This is a genomic window from Tateyamaria sp. GN1-10 (assembly GCF_055693845.1).
The window spans coordinates 2,626,413-2,639,582 of sequence record NZ_JBVFUR010000004.1; the positions used below are offsets into that span (position 1 = coordinate 2,626,413).

Sequence of the window (13,170 nt, forward strand, 5' to 3'; positions counted from 1 at the left end):
CTTAGCCCCGGTGACGCTCCAGCCAGCCTTGCAGGCGTTCAACCAATGCCTCGCGCAAAACTTCGTCCTCGATCTCTTCCACCGCCTCGGCGAGGAAGGCCAACGTCAACAAATCCGTTGCGATCTCAGACGGGACACCGCGCGAGCGCAGGTAGAACAAGGCATCTTCATCGATGGCACCGGACGTGGACCCGTGGGAACAGGCAACGTCATCGGCATAGATTTCAAGCTCGGGCTTGGCGAGGAACTGGCTGTCATCATCCAGCAAAAGCGACTGGCTGATCTGATAACCGTCTGTTTTCTGGGCCCCTTCCTTGACCAGGATCTTGCCCTGGAACACACCGACAGCACCGTTGCGCAGCACCTTCTTGAACACCTGGCGGCTTTCGCAGCGCAGCGCGTCATGGGTGACAAACACCGTGTCGTCGTGGTGGAAATCGCCATCGCCCACGCAGGCGCCGGCCACATGCGCCACCGCATCGTCACCGGTGATATCGATCACGCATTCGTTGCGGGTCAGGCGACCATTCACGGTCAGTGTGAACGACTTGAACACGGATTCGGCGCCCAACCGCGTAAAAATATGCGTGGCTGCGCGGCGTTCGTGGTCCCGCCCCTGCGCACGTACATGATGGAAGGTCGCGCCATCGGCCACATCCACTTCCATTACCTTATTGAAACGCGCAGCGGCCGGGCCGGTTTCGAGCAAGGTCACCTCGGCACCCGGATCAAGCTTGATCACGTGGTGCAAGATCGCGTCCGACGTTTCGTTTTCATGCAAGTAGATGAAATTGATAGGCTTTTCAGCCTTGTCCGTGACATGAATCAACACGCCATCGGTGGCATAGGCCGTGTTCAACGCTGCCAACGGCCTTGGCACGTAGTGACCGTTCCGCTCAAGCGCACCGTAAAGGTCGGACGCCCAGTGAATATCTGCGCTTTCGGCCAGTCGGTCGATGCGCACACCAGACAAGGTCAGATCATCAGACTGATCGGCGTCGAATACACCATCGACAAACACGATCTTGAGCCGGTCAAGGTCGCCAAACAACGGCCTCTCTTCATTGTGGAACAGCGCGGCGACGGGGGCTGTGGGCTGCACAAGGCTGTCCGGCCGCGTGAACTTCCAATACTCGTCGCGCCGTCCGGGCAGACCCATTTCACGCACACGGGCCAAGGCCGCCTTGCGTGCGGCATCTGCCCAGCCGTTTTGCGGCATGGTCAGGGTGTCCAACCGATCCTCGGTCGGGTTCGATTTTGGTGCGGGTTCAGCCATTATGCCACCTCGGCCAGGATGTCGGCGTAGCCGTTGTTTTCAACTTCAAGCGCCAGCTCGGGGCCACCGGTTTTTACGATCTTGCCGTCTGCCATGATGTGCACAACGTCAGGTTTGATGTGATCGAGCAGACGCTGGTAGTGCGTGATCACCAGGAACCCGCGCCCTTCGTTGCGCAGCGCGTTCACGCCTTCGGCGACCAGCTTCATCGCGTCGACATCAAGGCCGGAATCGGTTTCATCCAAGATGCACATCTTGGGCTCCAGCATCGCCATCTGCAGGATTTCATTGCGTTTTTTCTCACCACCCGAGAATCCAACATTGACGGGACGCTTGAGCATATCCGCGTCGATTTTCAGGGCCTTGGCACGTTCACGGATGACCTTCAGGAAGTCAGCGGCGCTCATTTCATCTTCGCCGCGCGCTTTGCGTTGCGCGTTCACAGCCGTGCGAAGAAAGGTCATGTTGCCGACGCCAGGAATTTCGACCGGGTATTGGAAGGCCAGGAACAGGCCCGCCGCGGCGCGTTCTTCCGGTTCCATGTCGAGCAGGTCTTCACCATCCAGCGTGGCTTCCCCGCTCGTGACTTCGTAGCCGTCGCGGCCCGACAGAACATAAGACAGGGTGGATTTGCCCGAGCCGTTTGGCCCCATGATCGCGTGCACCTTGCCCGCTTCGACCGTGAGGTCGACACCTTTCAGAATCTGCTTGTCTTCTTCTTCAAGTTGCACATGCAAGTCTTTGATGTTCAGCATTTTTCTTTTCCTCGTCTCGCGCCTGTCGCGCGCTATTGCAGAATGACAGCAGTGCCCGAAACACTGACCATCAACATTGAGTCCCCAACGACCTCGTAGTCGAGGTCTATTCCGATGACGGCGTTCGCGCCGAGCGCTGCCGCACGTTGTTCCAGTTCCGCCATCGCCATATCGCGTGCGTCCTGAAGTTTGGATTCATATGCGCCGGCTCGACCGCCAACGATGTCCCTGACGCCGGCAAAGAAATCGCGGACAATATTGGCCCCCATGATCGCCTCGCCCACGACAATGCCGCGGTAGTCGGTGACCTTGCGGCCTTCGACCGTGTTTGTCGTGGTCAGGATCATCTTGCGCCCTTCAGTCATTTCCATGTGGCTGACTGCAGTCTCGGCACAGACCGTCACCGGCACGGGCACACCGCAGAATTGTGACGAACCGAAGTGTCAGCGCGCCCCAGCAGATGAAAAGGACAAGCCCCATCAGGATCTCGAACCGTTCGGCGTATTTCGCGATGAACCAGCCGTCTTCGACCATCTCGGCAACAATTTCGTCATGCGCGATAGACAGCATGAACACGATCAGGTGGCCGAGGATCACCAAGGTCAGTTCGCGCGTTTCCGGCAAAAGCCGCCCGGGGTGCCCAAACCGGACCTGCAGGCCGCTTGGCTTGCGTGGTGTATCAGGTGCCATCGAATTACCCTCCCTGCACAAGCGCAGTCTGCTGCCGACCACGGACCTGTCCATCGGTGACGTCGACGCAGGGCGCTGTTGTTTTGCAGTTCATTCCACATCCTCCGACGTAGCGCGGGCGAACAACCGTTGGGTTCCCGTAGCCACTGCAACAGACAGCATCAAAAGCGCAAGCCACACCCAGAAGGACGTCAGCGCCCCCGGCGCAAGTGACGCAGCCACAATCATTCCACCGATCACGGTGATGACAAAGGCCAGCCCGCCCTGCTGCGTGCCGTCCAGGTTAGAGACCACGTGACGTTTGATCCTGGCTTCGGATTGCTGTGTGTTGGACAGATCTGTCATCGATCCGCCCCGGCAAAAAGAAAGAACGCCGCCCCGATTGCGCCACCTGTCATGGCCCCGCCGATGGCGAGCGCCGACGCGAAGTCAGGCAACAACAGCACACCCACACCACCGCCGATTGCCGCACCCCCAAGGACGGATAAGGCCATGGTCGCAAGGGCGGACCGGGGTTCCTTCTGATCAGACATGGATCAGCCCACCGATCCTTCCAGCGAAATGGCAACCAGTTGCTGCGCTTCCATGGCAAACTCCATGGGCAACGCCTGCAGCACATCCTTGCAGAAACCGTTCACCACAAGGGCCACCGCCTCTTCCTCGTCCATGCCACGGCTGCGGCAGTAGAACAGTTGGTCGTCGTCCACCTTGGACGTCGTTGCCTCGTGTTCGACACGGCTCGAGTTGTTCTTCACCTCGATGTACGGAACCGTGTGAGCGCCGCATTTGTCGCCGATCAAAAGGCTGTCACACTGGGTGTAATTGCGGCTTTCCTTGGCTTTGGGGTGCATGGACACCAGACCACGATAAGTGTTCTGGGCCTTGCCTGCGCTGATCCCCTTGGACACGATGCGCGACTTGGTGTTCTTGCCCAGGTGCACCATCTTGGTGCCGGTGTCGGCCTGCTGCATATTGTTGGCGATGGCGATGGAGTAGAACTCGCCCTGGCTGTCGTCACCGCGCAGAATGCAGGACGGGTATTTCCATGTTACAGCAGACCCGGTTTCCACCTGCGTCCACATCACCTTGGCCCGGTCGCCCCGGCAATCGGCGCGCTTGGTCACGAAGTTGTAGATGCCGCCCTTGCCGTTTTCATCCCCGGGATACCAGTTTTGAACGGTGGAATACTTCACTTCGGCATCTTCCATGATCACGATTTCGACCACAGCGGCGTGCAGTTGCGAGGTATCGCGCTGAGGTGCGGTGCACCCTTCAAGGTAGGACACGTAGCTGCCCTTGTCCGCGATGATAAGCGTGCGTTCGAACTGGCCGGTGTTTTCGGCGTTGATGCGGAAATAGGTGGACAGTTCCATGGGGCAGCGGACACCCGGCGGGATGTAAACGAATGAGCCGTCCGAGAAGACCGCGCTGTTCAGCGTGGCATAGAAGTTGTCCTGCACCGGCACGACCGAACCGAGGTATTTCTTGACCAGTTCGGGATGTTCCTTGATGGCTTCAGAAATCGAGCAGAAGATCACGCCAGCTTTTCTCAGCTCCGCTTGGAACGTGGTGCCGACCGACACAGAATCGAACACCGCATCCACCGCGACCTTGCGGCCCTCGGCGGGTGCATTCTCGGCCCCTTCAACGCCAGCAAGGATCATCTGCTCCTTCAGCGGAATGCCCAGCTTTTCATAGGTGGCGAGCAGCTTGGGGTCGACCTCGTCCAGCGACTTGGGCTTGACCTCCATCGATTTGGGGCGCGCGTAGTAATACTGATCCTGGAAGTCGATCTCGGGATAGTCGACCATGGCCCAGTCGGGTTCTTTCATCTGCAGCCAACGGTCATAGGCTTGCAGACGCCATTCGGTCATCCACTCCGGCTCTTCATTCTTTTCCGAGATCAGCTTGACGATGTCTGGTGTCAGGCCCTTTGGCGCGTACTCCATCTCGATGTCGGTTTCCCAACCGTACTTGTACGCTCCACCCACCTCGGCAACGGCATCTACCGTTTCCTGATCAACACCTTCCTTGACTACCACATTTTCCATGTCGGACATCCTCTCGCATCTGAGCGGTTCACGCCGCCCGCGCCTCGTGTTTCTTCAGCTTTTGCGCCCACACATCGACAAAGCGCAAAACATCTTCTTCCGTTGTCTCAAGCCCCAGCGACACCCGCACTGCCGATGCCGCCTCAAGCTCCGAATAGCCCATGGCCTTCAGCACCCGACTGGCCTTGACCTTGCCACTGGAACAGGCCGAACCCGCCGAGATGGCGAAACCGGCCAGATCCATCTGCATCACCTGCGTTTCGCCCTTCCAGCCGGGCGTGATGAAACAGGAAGTGTTCGGCAGGCGTTGCGCCTCTTTCCCGACAAAAATAGTTGTCTTTGACGCGGCAGCAAGAGCCTTTTCTAGAATATTTCTAAGTTTCTCGATCCGGTCCCACTTTCCATCGGCAACGTCACGTTGTGCGGCCTCGGCTGCAGCGCCGAAACCAGCGATTCCGATGACATTCTCAGTGCCAGACCTGCGGCCCATTTCCTGACCGCCGCCGCGTATCTGCGCCTGCACATCCAGACCTTGTCGCAAGACCAATGCACCTACGCCCTTTGGGCCACCAAGCTTGTGACCCGAAATTAAACCCATCTCTACGCCCAGCCAATCGAACCCAAAAGGCAGCTTACCGAAAGCTTGCGTCAGATCGCTGAGGGCGAGCCCCTGCTGAACATCCTGCACCACACCTGTTTCGGAGTTGGCGAACTGCAGGCAAGACGCAGCGGGTGTTGCTACCCGAACATAACCGTTGGCATCCGCGGCCAAAACCGGGTCAATCCATGCGCCCACCGCATCATGTTCAACAGCAGATCCGTGCAAGGACCGCCCGGCGCAGGCAAGAGCCGCCGCCTCGGTCGCGCTGGCTGTAAAGACGATGTCGGCACCCGAAGCCCCAAGTGCATCGGAAATCTGCCCCCGCGCCTTCTCGACAATCGCTTTGGCCGCGCGCCCTTCGGCATGCACCGACGACGGATTGCCCACCAAATCCATGGCACGCAGCATCGCCTCGCGCGCCTGCGCCCGCAGAGGTGTCGTCGCGTTATGATCCAGATAGACCCGGCTCATGTCTTCCCTGTTTCAAAAAATCCCGGGGGTCTGGGGGCTGGCCCCCAGTCGACATCAACCATCATCGACGACCGCAAAGAGGTTCGGCACCGCAGGACACGGGGCCAATTCGTTTCCGATCACATCCGAAAGCCGCGTCTGGTGCAGGAAAACGTAGACATGCGCGCTCAGCCCTTCCCAAAGCCGATTGGTCAGCGACTGCGCCTTGGACCCAGATGCCGCACCAGTGGCTCCGGCCCCCTTGTGCATCGCATCCACCTTTTCATCGACCGCTGCCAGAATGTCAGCAACACGGATGTCGGACGCCGAACGTGCGAGCTTGTAGCCCCCGCCCGGCCCACGCACTGACGACACCAGGTCAGCGCGCCGCAGCTTCACAAACAACTGTTCCAGATAGGGCAAAGAGATGTCCTGCCGGGTCGAGATATCGCCCAGGCTCACAAGCTGATCGCCCGGCTGCATCGCGATGTCAGCCAGCGCCACCATCGCATAGCGCCCTTTGGTCGACAGTTTCATCTCAAAACCCCCAATTGACGTCACCGACACAAGGCCATACATCGTTGCCACTGCAGGATGTATGACCTGTCGGATAAGTTAGAACCGTTCTAAGGTGCCCGATCAATTTCGTCAAGAAATCGGAACCCAAAAAAAGACGCGCGAGGACAGAACACCATATGCCCGAGGTCATTTTTCCCGGACCCGAAGGCCGCCTCGAAGGCCGCTACCACCCCCAAAAAGAACGTGATGCGCCGATTGCCATCGTTTTGCATCCGCACCCGCAGTTTGGCGGCACCATGAATCACAAGGTGGTGCACGCGCTGCACTACGCTTTTTACAACATGGGGTTCACTGTTCTGCGCTTCAACTTCCGTGGTGTCGGACGCAGCCAGGGCGAATATGATCAGGGTATCGGCGAGCTGAGCGATGCCGCTTCGGCCCTCGACTACCTGCAGTCGATGAACAACAATTCCAAGCACTGCTGGGTTGCAGGCTTTTCGTTCGGCGCGTGGATCGGCATGCAGCTTTTGATGCGGCGGCCCGAGATCACTGGATTCATCTCAGTGTCGCCCCCCGCCAACATGTACGACTTTTCGTTCCTAGCGCCCTGCCCGTCTTCGGGCCTGATCATCAACGGCACCTCCGACCGGGTGGCGCCGCCAGCGGATACAGAGGCGCTGGTGTCCAAACTGCATGAGCAAAAGGGCATCACCATCACGCATACGCAGGTCGAAGGGGCCGGCCACTTCTTTGAAGAGCCGCACCTGGACACTTTGATCGGCAACACGACCGACTATGTGAAACGGCGTCTGACAGAGACCACGCGTTAATGGCTGACCCCGTTGTCGTCGAAATGGCCAACAAGCTGGCCGAGGAATGTCTGGCTGTGCAGAACGAGCTGGGCAACGACCGCTTGTTCATGGAAGTGGGCGATGTGCTGGGCGCATCGTCCCAAACGCTCGAAGAGGCATTCCTGACGGCGATCCGTACGCGAATGGCGAATGACGCCGGCCGCCGCTTCCTGGCGCAGAAACTCAAGACGCATCGCGCGGAACAGGCATCTGAGTGACGCGGCTGGACCAGCAAATCGCCTTTCTCAATGAGGCTGACAAGCTCAAGTCCATCCTTCGCGCAACGACCCTCGCTGACGGCAGCCGGGCGGAAAACAGCGCGGAACATTCTTGGCACCTGACCCTCTATGCTTTGGTCCTTTCGGATCAGGCGGGCCCTGATGTCGACATCAACCGCGTCATCAAGATGCTGATCCTCCACGATCTGGTCGAGATTGATGCAGGCGACAACCCTATCTTCGAAGACGTAGATGCCGCTACCGTCGCGGCACAGGAACAGGTTGCGGCCGATCGCATCTTTGGCCTTTTGCCTGTCGATATTGCCCAGGCGTTGCGCCCGATCTGGGAAGAGTTCGAAGCGGCCGAAACCCCGACTGCGCAGTTTGCGAAAGCGCTGGACCGGTTTCAACCACCGATGCTGAACCTCGCGTCGGGCGGTGGCAGTTGGACAGACTACAATGTCACCGAAGAAACCATTGCCACCCGCGTCGGAACTAAGATTGAGCGTGGCGCACCGGGACTGTGGGATTATGCCAGCAAACGCATCAGTGCGTTCTTTGACGCGCTCTAGTGCAGCGTAATTTCTGTATACCGTTGCATACAGTCTTTCCAAACGCCTTCCAACCCGCTAAGCGCTACGCAGGACCGATAGTGCTGCAAAGGACCCATCCATGACCAAGATCAAGGTAGAGAACCCCATTGTCGAAATGGACGGGGACGAGATGACCCGCATCATGTGGGACTTCATCAAGAAGAAGCTGATCGAACCCTATCTGGATATCGACCTGCTCTACTACGATCTGGGGATCGAGGAACGCGACAAGACCGAAGATCAGATCACCATCGATGCCGCCGAAAAGACCAAGGAGGTGGGCGTCGCCGTCAAATGCGCGACCATCACCCCGGATGAGGCACGGGTCGAGGAGTTTGGCCTCAAGAAGATGTGGCGCAGCCCCAACGGCACCATCCGCAACATCTTGGGCGGCGTGATCTTTCGCCAGCCGATCATCTGCCGCAACGTGCCCCGCTTGGTCCCCGGCTGGACACGCCCCATCGTGGTGGGTCGTCATGCCTTTGGAGACCAGTACAAAGCCACGGACATGAAATTCCCCGGTGCAGGCACGCTGACCATGAAGTTCGTTGGCGAAGACGGCACCGAGATCGAGCACGAAGTGTACAAGGCCGACAGCGCGGGCGTGTTCATGTCCATGTATAACGTCGACAAGTCGATCTACGACTTTGCACGTGCGTCCTTCAACTACGGCCTGAACCTTGGTTGGCCGGTCTACCTGTCGACCAAGAACACGATCCTTAAGCAATATGACGGGCGGTTCCTTGAAATCTTCCAAGAGGTCTATGACGCCGAATTCAAGGAAAAATTCGAAGCGAAGAAAATCTGGTACGAACACCGCCTGATCGACGACATGGTGGCCTGCGCCATCAAGTGGAATGGTGGATTTGTCTGGGCCTGCAAGAACTATGATGGCGATGTGCAGTCAGATGTTGTGGCCCAAGGCTTCGGCTCGCTTGGCATGATGACCAGCCAGTTGATGACACCCGATGGCAAGATCGTCGAGGCCGAGGCCGCGCACGGCACCGTCACCCGCCACTACCGCCAGCATCAGGCGGGCGAGCAGACCTCGACCAACTCCATCGCGTCCATCTATGCTTGGACAGGCGGCCTGAAGCACCGGGCGAAGCTTGATGAAAACGCGCAGCTCAAGCGCTTTGCCGAGACATTGGAAAAGGTGATTGTGGACACCGTTGAGTCCGGCCACATGACCAAGGATTTGGCGCTGCTTGTCGGTCCCGATCAGGGTTGGCTGACCACCATGGGCTTCCTTGAGAAGATCGACGAAAACCTCAACAAGGCGCTGGCTGGTTAAACCAGCTCCAGACTGTCTGGCGACCCTGCTGCACTATACGTGGGGTCGCCAAAGCGCCGCGGCTGAAACGAAGCCGTGCGCACGCCATCGGGGCCGAAACTGCAAAAAGTGCCCGGTGGAACTGCGGTCCATCCGTCATGTTGATCGTCAAACGGCTCGGACACGATGGCCCATCCCTGCCAGTTTTCCTTCCATCGATAATAGAGCGACGGCGACTTGTCGTCAGATGCATAACGCGCTGCGTAGAGCGTTTTACCATCGGAAAAGGCAACGCTAAGCCGCATATGCGGGGCCGTCCCGTGGCGCATCGACAGAGTTTCAAGCTGGTGCACCGCGTGTTCCAACGCCCGCTGAGGGTCAGTGTCCAGCCCGGCACCCGCCGCCAACAGGAACAGGGTTTCAGAATCCGTGGCACCTTTGCGATGCTCATACAACGCATCCGTGATCAGCATATCCGCCTTCTTGCGAAACGAACCGAATCCACCGACCTGACCGTTATGCATGAAGGACCAGCGTCCAAGGGCAAATGGGTGACAATTGTTGCGACTGGTTGCCGTCTCTGTCGACGCCCGCACATGCACCAGAAACATGCCAGATTTCACCTGACGGGCGATGGATTGCAGGTTGGGATCCGACCATGCCGGATAGACATCACGAAACAGCCCCGGTTCCGGCCTATGGGCATACCATGCCAAACCAAACCCATCCGCATTGACGGCTGTCTTGCACTCCTCGGCCGACAAGGATTGATTGACCAGCGAATGCTTTGGCTCTGCAATCATGTCTGACAGGAACAAGGGTGCGCCCGTGTAAGCCGCCCATCTGCACATGGATCAACGACCGCGATTGTGGGTCTTGGCATACATCCCAGCGATCATGTTGCTCGCTGTTTTTTCGAACAGGCAGGGGATCACAGCGTGGATCAGCGCCGCACCACTGGCCAGAAGCAAACGGGCAGCAAATCCGCCCGCGAAAACGGCATGTTGGGCATAGCTTTCATCCACGCTACGGGGATGGGACAGAAACACACGGGTCAGCATCTGAAACTCCTGAATTGGTTTCGATCATCCTATGCCGGTGCAGGCATCCTTTTTTCCCAATTTGACCCCGTCCGGCCCCTTGTGTTGTGACATGATCCCACCAACATAAGGGTTATGAAGACATTTGATGACATCGACATGCGAATCCTGCGCGAGTTGCAGCAGGACGCGGGTGTTTCACTTGAAACGCTCGGGGAACGGGTTGGCCTCAGCCGGAATGCATGCTGGCGACGGGTGCGCGCGCTTGAAGACAGTGGCGCGGTGAAGGGACGGGTGGCATTGCTGGACCCGACAGCCGTCGGTCTGAGCCTGATGGTGTTCATGCAAATCCGCACACAAAGCCACGACCCCGACTGGCAACAGCGGTTCAACAGGGCTGTCCAGACGATTCCCGGCATTCTGAGCGTTTACCGGATGACCGGTGATCTGGACTATTTGATCCGGGCGCGCGTATCAGACATGGCGGGTTACGATGACCTGTACCAACAGCTGATCCACCACGTGCCCATTGCAGACGTGTCTGCCAGCTTCGTTATGGAAGAGATCAAGGACAGCACAGCACTGCCCATCTGAAAGACACGCCAATGCCCCTTCACTATGTTTACCTTGTTCTGGCCGTCGCCGCCGAGACGATCGGTACCACCGCCCTGCAAGCCAGCAACCAGTTCACGCGGATGGGTCCAACGCTGCTGGTCGTTCTGGCCTATGGGGTGGCGTTTTACTTTCTGGGCATTGCGCTGAAATACATCCCCGTCGGTATTGCCTATGCCCTCTGGTCTGGGCTGGGGATCGTTCTGATCGCTTTGATCGGCTTTGCGGTGTTTGGGCAGGTCCTTGATCTGGCTGCCGTGCTTGGACTGGGATTGATCATCACAGGGATTGTGGTGATTCAGCTCTTCTCTACAACGGCGACACACTAGGGGTCTTTGACCCTTTCATTCTGCATTGCGGCGCTATATGGGCCGGGCAACAACTCATGAGGCCCGTCCATGGATCTGCGCAACATCGCCATCATCGCCCACGTCGACCACGGCAAGACCACGCTTGTGGACGAATTGCTGAAACAGTCCGGCACATACCGCGACAACCAGGCCACGACCGAACGGGCCATGGACAGCAATGACCTGGAACGCGAGCGCGGGATCACCATCCTGGCCAAGGCGACATCCGTCGAGTGGAAGGGCACGCGCATCAACATCGTAGACACGCCCGGCCACGCCGATTTCGGCGGCGAGGTCGAGCGTATCCTGTCCATGGTCGACGGTGTTGTCCTGCTGGTGGATGCGGCCGAAGGGCCGATGCCGCAGACCAAGTTCGTAACCTCCAAGGCCTTGGCGCTGGGCCTGCGCCCCATTGTCGTTCTGAACAAGGTCGACAAACCCGATGGAGAGCCGGACCGCGCGCTTGACGAATGCTTTGACCTCTTTGCCAACCTTGGTGCGGATGATGACCAGCTTGATTTCCCGGCGATGTACGCTTCGGGCCGCTCAGGTTGGGCAGACATGGAGCTAGATGGCCCGCGCAAGGACCTTTCGGCGCTGTTTGATCTGATCGTGGATCACGTCCCTGCCCCGGCACAAGTCGCAGCCAAGGACGAACCCTTCCGCATGCTGGCGACCACTTTGGGATCGGACCCGTTCATTGGCCGTATCCTGACGGGCCGTGTCGAATCCGGAACCTTGAAAGCGGGCGAAACCGTCAAGGCGCTCAGCCGCGATGGCACCCTGATCGAAAACTTCCGCTGCACCAAGATCCTCGCCTTCCGCGGGCTGGGCCAGCAGCCCATCGATCTGGCCGAAGCGGGCGATATCGTCACGCTTGCTGGCATGTCAAAGGCGACCGTGGCCGACAGTATCGTTGCGACATCCGTGAGCGAGGCCCTGCCCGCACAACCCATCGATCCACCAACCATCACCGTCACCTTTGGCATCAACGACTCGCCCATGGCGGGTCGTGACGGCAAGAAGGTGCAATCACGTGTGATCCGTGACCGCCTGATGAAAGAAGCGGAATCGAACGTTGCAATCAAGATCACCGACACCGCGGGCGGCGACGCCTTCGAAGTGGCAGGCCGCGGCGAATTGCAGATGGGTGTTCTGATCGAGAACATGCGCCGCGAGGGATTTGAACTCAGCATTTCGCGCCCGCAGGTTCTGTTTCAAGAGATCGACGGCGTCCGGCACGAACCCATCGAAGAAGCCACGATTGACGTGGATGATGAATACTCAGGCGCGGTCATCGAAAAGCTGACCGGCGTGCGCAAGGGCAATCTGGTCGAGATGAAACCGGCCGGGGCCGGCAAGACCCGCATCGTGGCCCATGTGCCGTCGCGCGGGTTGATCGGCTATCACGGCGAATTCCTCACCGACACGCGCGGCACCGGCGTGCTGAACCGCGTGTTCCATGAATGGGCGCCCCACAAGGGACCGATCCCGGGCCGTCGCGCTGGCGTCTTGATCTCCATGGAAAATGGCCAATCCGTCGCTTTCGCCCTCTGGAACCTAGAAGAGCGGGGCCGCATGTTCATAGGGGCGCAGGCCGATGTCTATACAGGCATGATCATTGGTGAACACAGCCGCGACAACGATCTGGAAGTGAACCCGCTGAAGGGCAAGAAGCTGACCAACGTGCGCGCCTCGGGCACGGACGAAGCAGTGCGCCTGACGACACCGATCACCATGTCACTGGAAGAAGCAATCGCTTACATCGACGACGATGAACTGGTCGAAGTCACGCCGAATGCCGTGCGGTTGCGCAAGCGGTATCTGGACCCCCACGAACGCAAGCGGATGGCGAGGGCCAGCTGATCAGGAAGGCGGACACACCGCCCTC

General features: G+C 58.8%; 18 protein-coding genes. 7 read left to right on the forward strand and 11 right to left on the reverse strand.

Annotation, left to right across the window (positions count from 1 at the left end):
• Position 1: 1 nt before the first annotated feature.
• From sufD to iscR, 9 genes are all read right to left on the reverse strand, one after another.
• Positions 2–1,276 carry a Fe-S cluster assembly protein SufD gene (gene sufD, locus ACZ1HN_RS14915; protein ID WP_472728076.1) on the reverse strand — a complete coding sequence of 425 codons (1,275 nt, stop codon included), beginning with the start codon at positions 1,274–1,276 and terminating at the stop codon, positions 2–4.
• Positions 1,276–2,031 carry a Fe-S cluster assembly ATPase SufC gene (gene sufC, locus ACZ1HN_RS14920; RefSeq protein ID WP_472728077.1) on the reverse strand — a complete coding sequence of 252 codons (756 nt, stop codon included), beginning with the start codon at positions 2,029–2,031 and terminating at the stop codon, positions 1,276–1,278. The genes sufD and sufC overlap by 1 nt, the downstream gene beginning before the upstream one ends.
• Before the next feature lie 32 nt (positions 2,032–2,063).
• Positions 2,064–2,378, reverse strand: a complete 315-nt coding sequence (locus ACZ1HN_RS14925; RefSeq protein WP_299201084.1) for a heavy metal-binding domain-containing protein — start codon at positions 2,376–2,378, stop codon at positions 2,064–2,066.
• 10 nt (positions 2,379–2,388) lie between these two features.
• Complete coding sequence (locus tag ACZ1HN_RS14930; RefSeq protein WP_299596733.1) at positions 2,389–2,721, reverse strand: hypothetical protein; 333 nt, start codon at positions 2,719–2,721, stop codon at positions 2,389–2,391.
• A 90-nt stretch (positions 2,722–2,811) separates the two neighbouring features.
• A complete protein-coding gene (locus ACZ1HN_RS14935) occupies positions 2,812–3,066 on the reverse strand; it encodes a hypothetical protein (protein WP_472728078.1) in 255 nt (84 codons plus the stop codon).
• Complete coding sequence (locus tag ACZ1HN_RS14940) at positions 3,063–3,254, reverse strand: hypothetical protein (RefSeq protein ID WP_472728079.1); 192 nt, start codon at positions 3,252–3,254, stop codon at positions 3,063–3,065. The genes ACZ1HN_RS14935 and ACZ1HN_RS14940 overlap by 4 nt, the downstream gene beginning before the upstream one ends.
• Positions 3,255–3,257: 3 nt before the next feature.
• Positions 3,258–4,772 carry a Fe-S cluster assembly protein SufB gene (gene sufB / locus ACZ1HN_RS14945; RefSeq protein WP_472728080.1) on the reverse strand — a complete coding sequence of 505 codons (1,515 nt, stop codon included), beginning with the start codon at positions 4,770–4,772 and terminating at the stop codon, positions 3,258–3,260.
• A 28-nt stretch (positions 4,773–4,800) separates the two neighbouring features.
• Positions 4,801–5,844, reverse strand: a complete 1,044-nt coding sequence (locus ACZ1HN_RS14950) for a cysteine desulfurase family protein (RefSeq protein ID WP_472728081.1) — start codon at positions 5,842–5,844, stop codon at positions 4,801–4,803.
• A 54-nt stretch (positions 5,845–5,898) separates the two neighbouring features.
• Positions 5,899–6,360 carry a Fe-S cluster assembly transcriptional regulator IscR gene (iscR, locus tag ACZ1HN_RS14955; RefSeq protein WP_299198381.1) on the reverse strand — a complete coding sequence of 154 codons (462 nt, stop codon included), beginning with the start codon at positions 6,358–6,360 and terminating at the stop codon, positions 5,899–5,901.
• A 158-nt stretch (positions 6,361–6,518) separates the two neighbouring features.
• Here iscR and ACZ1HN_RS14960 point away from each other — a divergent pair, with 158 nt between their 5' ends.
• The 4 genes from ACZ1HN_RS14960 to ACZ1HN_RS14975 all read left to right on the forward strand — a co-directional run bounded on the left by ACZ1HN_RS14960 (position 6,519) and on the right by ACZ1HN_RS14975 (position 9,298).
• Entirely contained in the window at positions 6,519–7,172 is a 654-nt protein-coding gene (locus ACZ1HN_RS14960) for an alpha/beta hydrolase (protein ID WP_299198384.1), read from the forward strand.
• Entirely contained in the window at positions 7,172–7,411 is a 240-nt protein-coding gene (locus ACZ1HN_RS14965) for a hypothetical protein (RefSeq protein WP_472728082.1), read from the forward strand. The genes ACZ1HN_RS14960 and ACZ1HN_RS14965 overlap by 1 nt, the downstream gene beginning before the upstream one ends.
• Positions 7,408–7,983, forward strand: coding sequence for an HD domain-containing protein (locus ACZ1HN_RS14970; protein ID WP_472728083.1), 576 nt, complete (start codon positions 7,408–7,410; stop codon positions 7,981–7,983). Before ACZ1HN_RS14965 ends, ACZ1HN_RS14970 begins: the two co-directional genes overlap by 4 nt.
• A 100-nt stretch (positions 7,984–8,083) precedes the next feature.
• Positions 8,084–9,298: an NADP-dependent isocitrate dehydrogenase gene (locus tag ACZ1HN_RS14975; protein ID WP_472728084.1), complete on the forward strand. Its 1,215-nt coding sequence runs from the start codon at positions 8,084–8,086 to the stop codon at positions 9,296–9,298.
• On the opposite strand, the gene ACZ1HN_RS14980 is transcribed toward ACZ1HN_RS14975, so the two are convergent.
• Entirely contained in the window at positions 9,295–10,128 is an 834-nt protein-coding gene (locus ACZ1HN_RS14980; protein WP_472728085.1) for a class II glutamine amidotransferase, read from the reverse strand. The genes ACZ1HN_RS14975 and ACZ1HN_RS14980 overlap by 4 nt on opposite strands.
• Before the next feature lie 3 nt (positions 10,129–10,131).
• Positions 10,132–10,338 carry a DUF6356 family protein gene (locus ACZ1HN_RS14985; RefSeq protein WP_472728086.1) on the reverse strand — a complete coding sequence of 69 codons (207 nt, stop codon included), beginning with the start codon at positions 10,336–10,338 and terminating at the stop codon, positions 10,132–10,134.
• Between the two features lie 114 nt (positions 10,339–10,452).
• On the opposite strand from ACZ1HN_RS14985, the gene ACZ1HN_RS14990 reads away from it, so the two are divergent.
• The 3 genes from ACZ1HN_RS14990 to typA all read left to right on the forward strand — a co-directional run bounded on the left by ACZ1HN_RS14990 (position 10,453) and on the right by typA (position 13,145).
• Positions 10,453–10,911, forward strand: coding sequence for an Lrp/AsnC family transcriptional regulator (locus ACZ1HN_RS14990; RefSeq protein ID WP_472728087.1), 459 nt, complete (start codon positions 10,453–10,455; stop codon positions 10,909–10,911).
• 11 nt (positions 10,912–10,922) lie between these two features.
• A complete protein-coding gene (locus ACZ1HN_RS14995) occupies positions 10,923–11,258 on the forward strand; it encodes a DMT family transporter (RefSeq protein ID WP_299198416.1) in 336 nt (111 codons plus the stop codon).
• Between the two features lie 69 nt (positions 11,259–11,327).
• Positions 11,328–13,145, forward strand: a complete 1,818-nt coding sequence (gene typA, locus ACZ1HN_RS15000; protein ID WP_299201087.1) for a translational GTPase TypA — start codon at positions 11,328–11,330, stop codon at positions 13,143–13,145.
• The last annotated feature ends 25 nt before the right edge of the window (positions 13,146–13,170 follow it).

What these genes read in the sequence shown, in the direction of transcription:
- ACZ1HN_RS14980 (WP_472728085.1), bottom strand. Translation starts at nt 10,128, where the DNA reads ATGTGCAGATGGGCGGCTTACACGGGCGCACCCTTGTTCCTGTCAGAC.
- ACZ1HN_RS14940 (WP_472728079.1), bottom strand. Translation starts at nt 3,254, where the DNA reads ATGTCTGATCAGAAGGAACCCCGGTCCGCCCTTGCGACCATGGCCTTA.
- sufC (WP_472728077.1), bottom strand. Translation starts at nt 2,031, where the DNA reads ATGCTGAACATCAAAGACTTGCATGTGCAACTTGAAGAAGAAGACAAG.
- ACZ1HN_RS14925 (WP_299201084.1), bottom strand. Translation starts at nt 2,378, where the DNA reads ATGATCCTGACCACGACAAACACGGTCGAAGGCCGCAAGGTCACCGAC.
- iscR (WP_299198381.1), bottom strand. Translation starts at nt 6,360, where the DNA reads ATGAAACTGTCGACCAAAGGGCGCTATGCGATGGTGGCGCTGGCTGAC.
- ACZ1HN_RS14950 (WP_472728081.1), bottom strand. Translation starts at nt 5,844, where the DNA reads ATGAGCCGGGTCTATCTGGATCATAACGCGACGACACCTCTGCGGGCG.
- ACZ1HN_RS14990 (WP_472728087.1), top strand. Translation starts at nt 10,453, where the DNA reads ATGAAGACATTTGATGACATCGACATGCGAATCCTGCGCGAGTTGCAG.
- sufB (WP_472728080.1), bottom strand. Translation starts at nt 4,772, where the DNA reads ATGGAAAATGTGGTAGTCAAGGAAGGTGTTGATCAGGAAACGGTAGAT.
- ACZ1HN_RS14930 (WP_299596733.1), bottom strand. Translation starts at nt 2,721, where the DNA reads ATGGCACCTGATACACCACGCAAGCCAAGCGGCCTGCAGGTCCGGTTT.
- ACZ1HN_RS14935 (WP_472728078.1), bottom strand. Translation starts at nt 3,066, where the DNA reads ATGACAGATCTGTCCAACACACAGCAATCCGAAGCCAGGATCAAACGT.
- typA (WP_299201087.1), top strand. Translation starts at nt 11,328, where the DNA reads ATGGATCTGCGCAACATCGCCATCATCGCCCACGTCGACCACGGCAAG.
- ACZ1HN_RS14975 (WP_472728084.1), top strand. Translation starts at nt 8,084, where the DNA reads ATGACCAAGATCAAGGTAGAGAACCCCATTGTCGAAATGGACGGGGAC.
- ACZ1HN_RS14985 (WP_472728086.1), bottom strand. Translation starts at nt 10,338, where the DNA reads ATGCTGACCCGTGTGTTTCTGTCCCATCCCCGTAGCGTGGATGAAAGC.
- ACZ1HN_RS14995 (WP_299198416.1), top strand. Translation starts at nt 10,923, where the DNA reads ATGCCCCTTCACTATGTTTACCTTGTTCTGGCCGTCGCCGCCGAGACG.
- ACZ1HN_RS14965 (WP_472728082.1), top strand. Translation starts at nt 7,172, where the DNA reads ATGGCTGACCCCGTTGTCGTCGAAATGGCCAACAAGCTGGCCGAGGAA.
- ACZ1HN_RS14960 (WP_299198384.1), top strand. Translation starts at nt 6,519, where the DNA reads ATGCCCGAGGTCATTTTTCCCGGACCCGAAGGCCGCCTCGAAGGCCGC.
- sufD (WP_472728076.1), bottom strand. Translation starts at nt 1,276, where the DNA reads ATGGCTGAACCCGCACCAAAATCGAACCCGACCGAGGATCGGTTGGAC.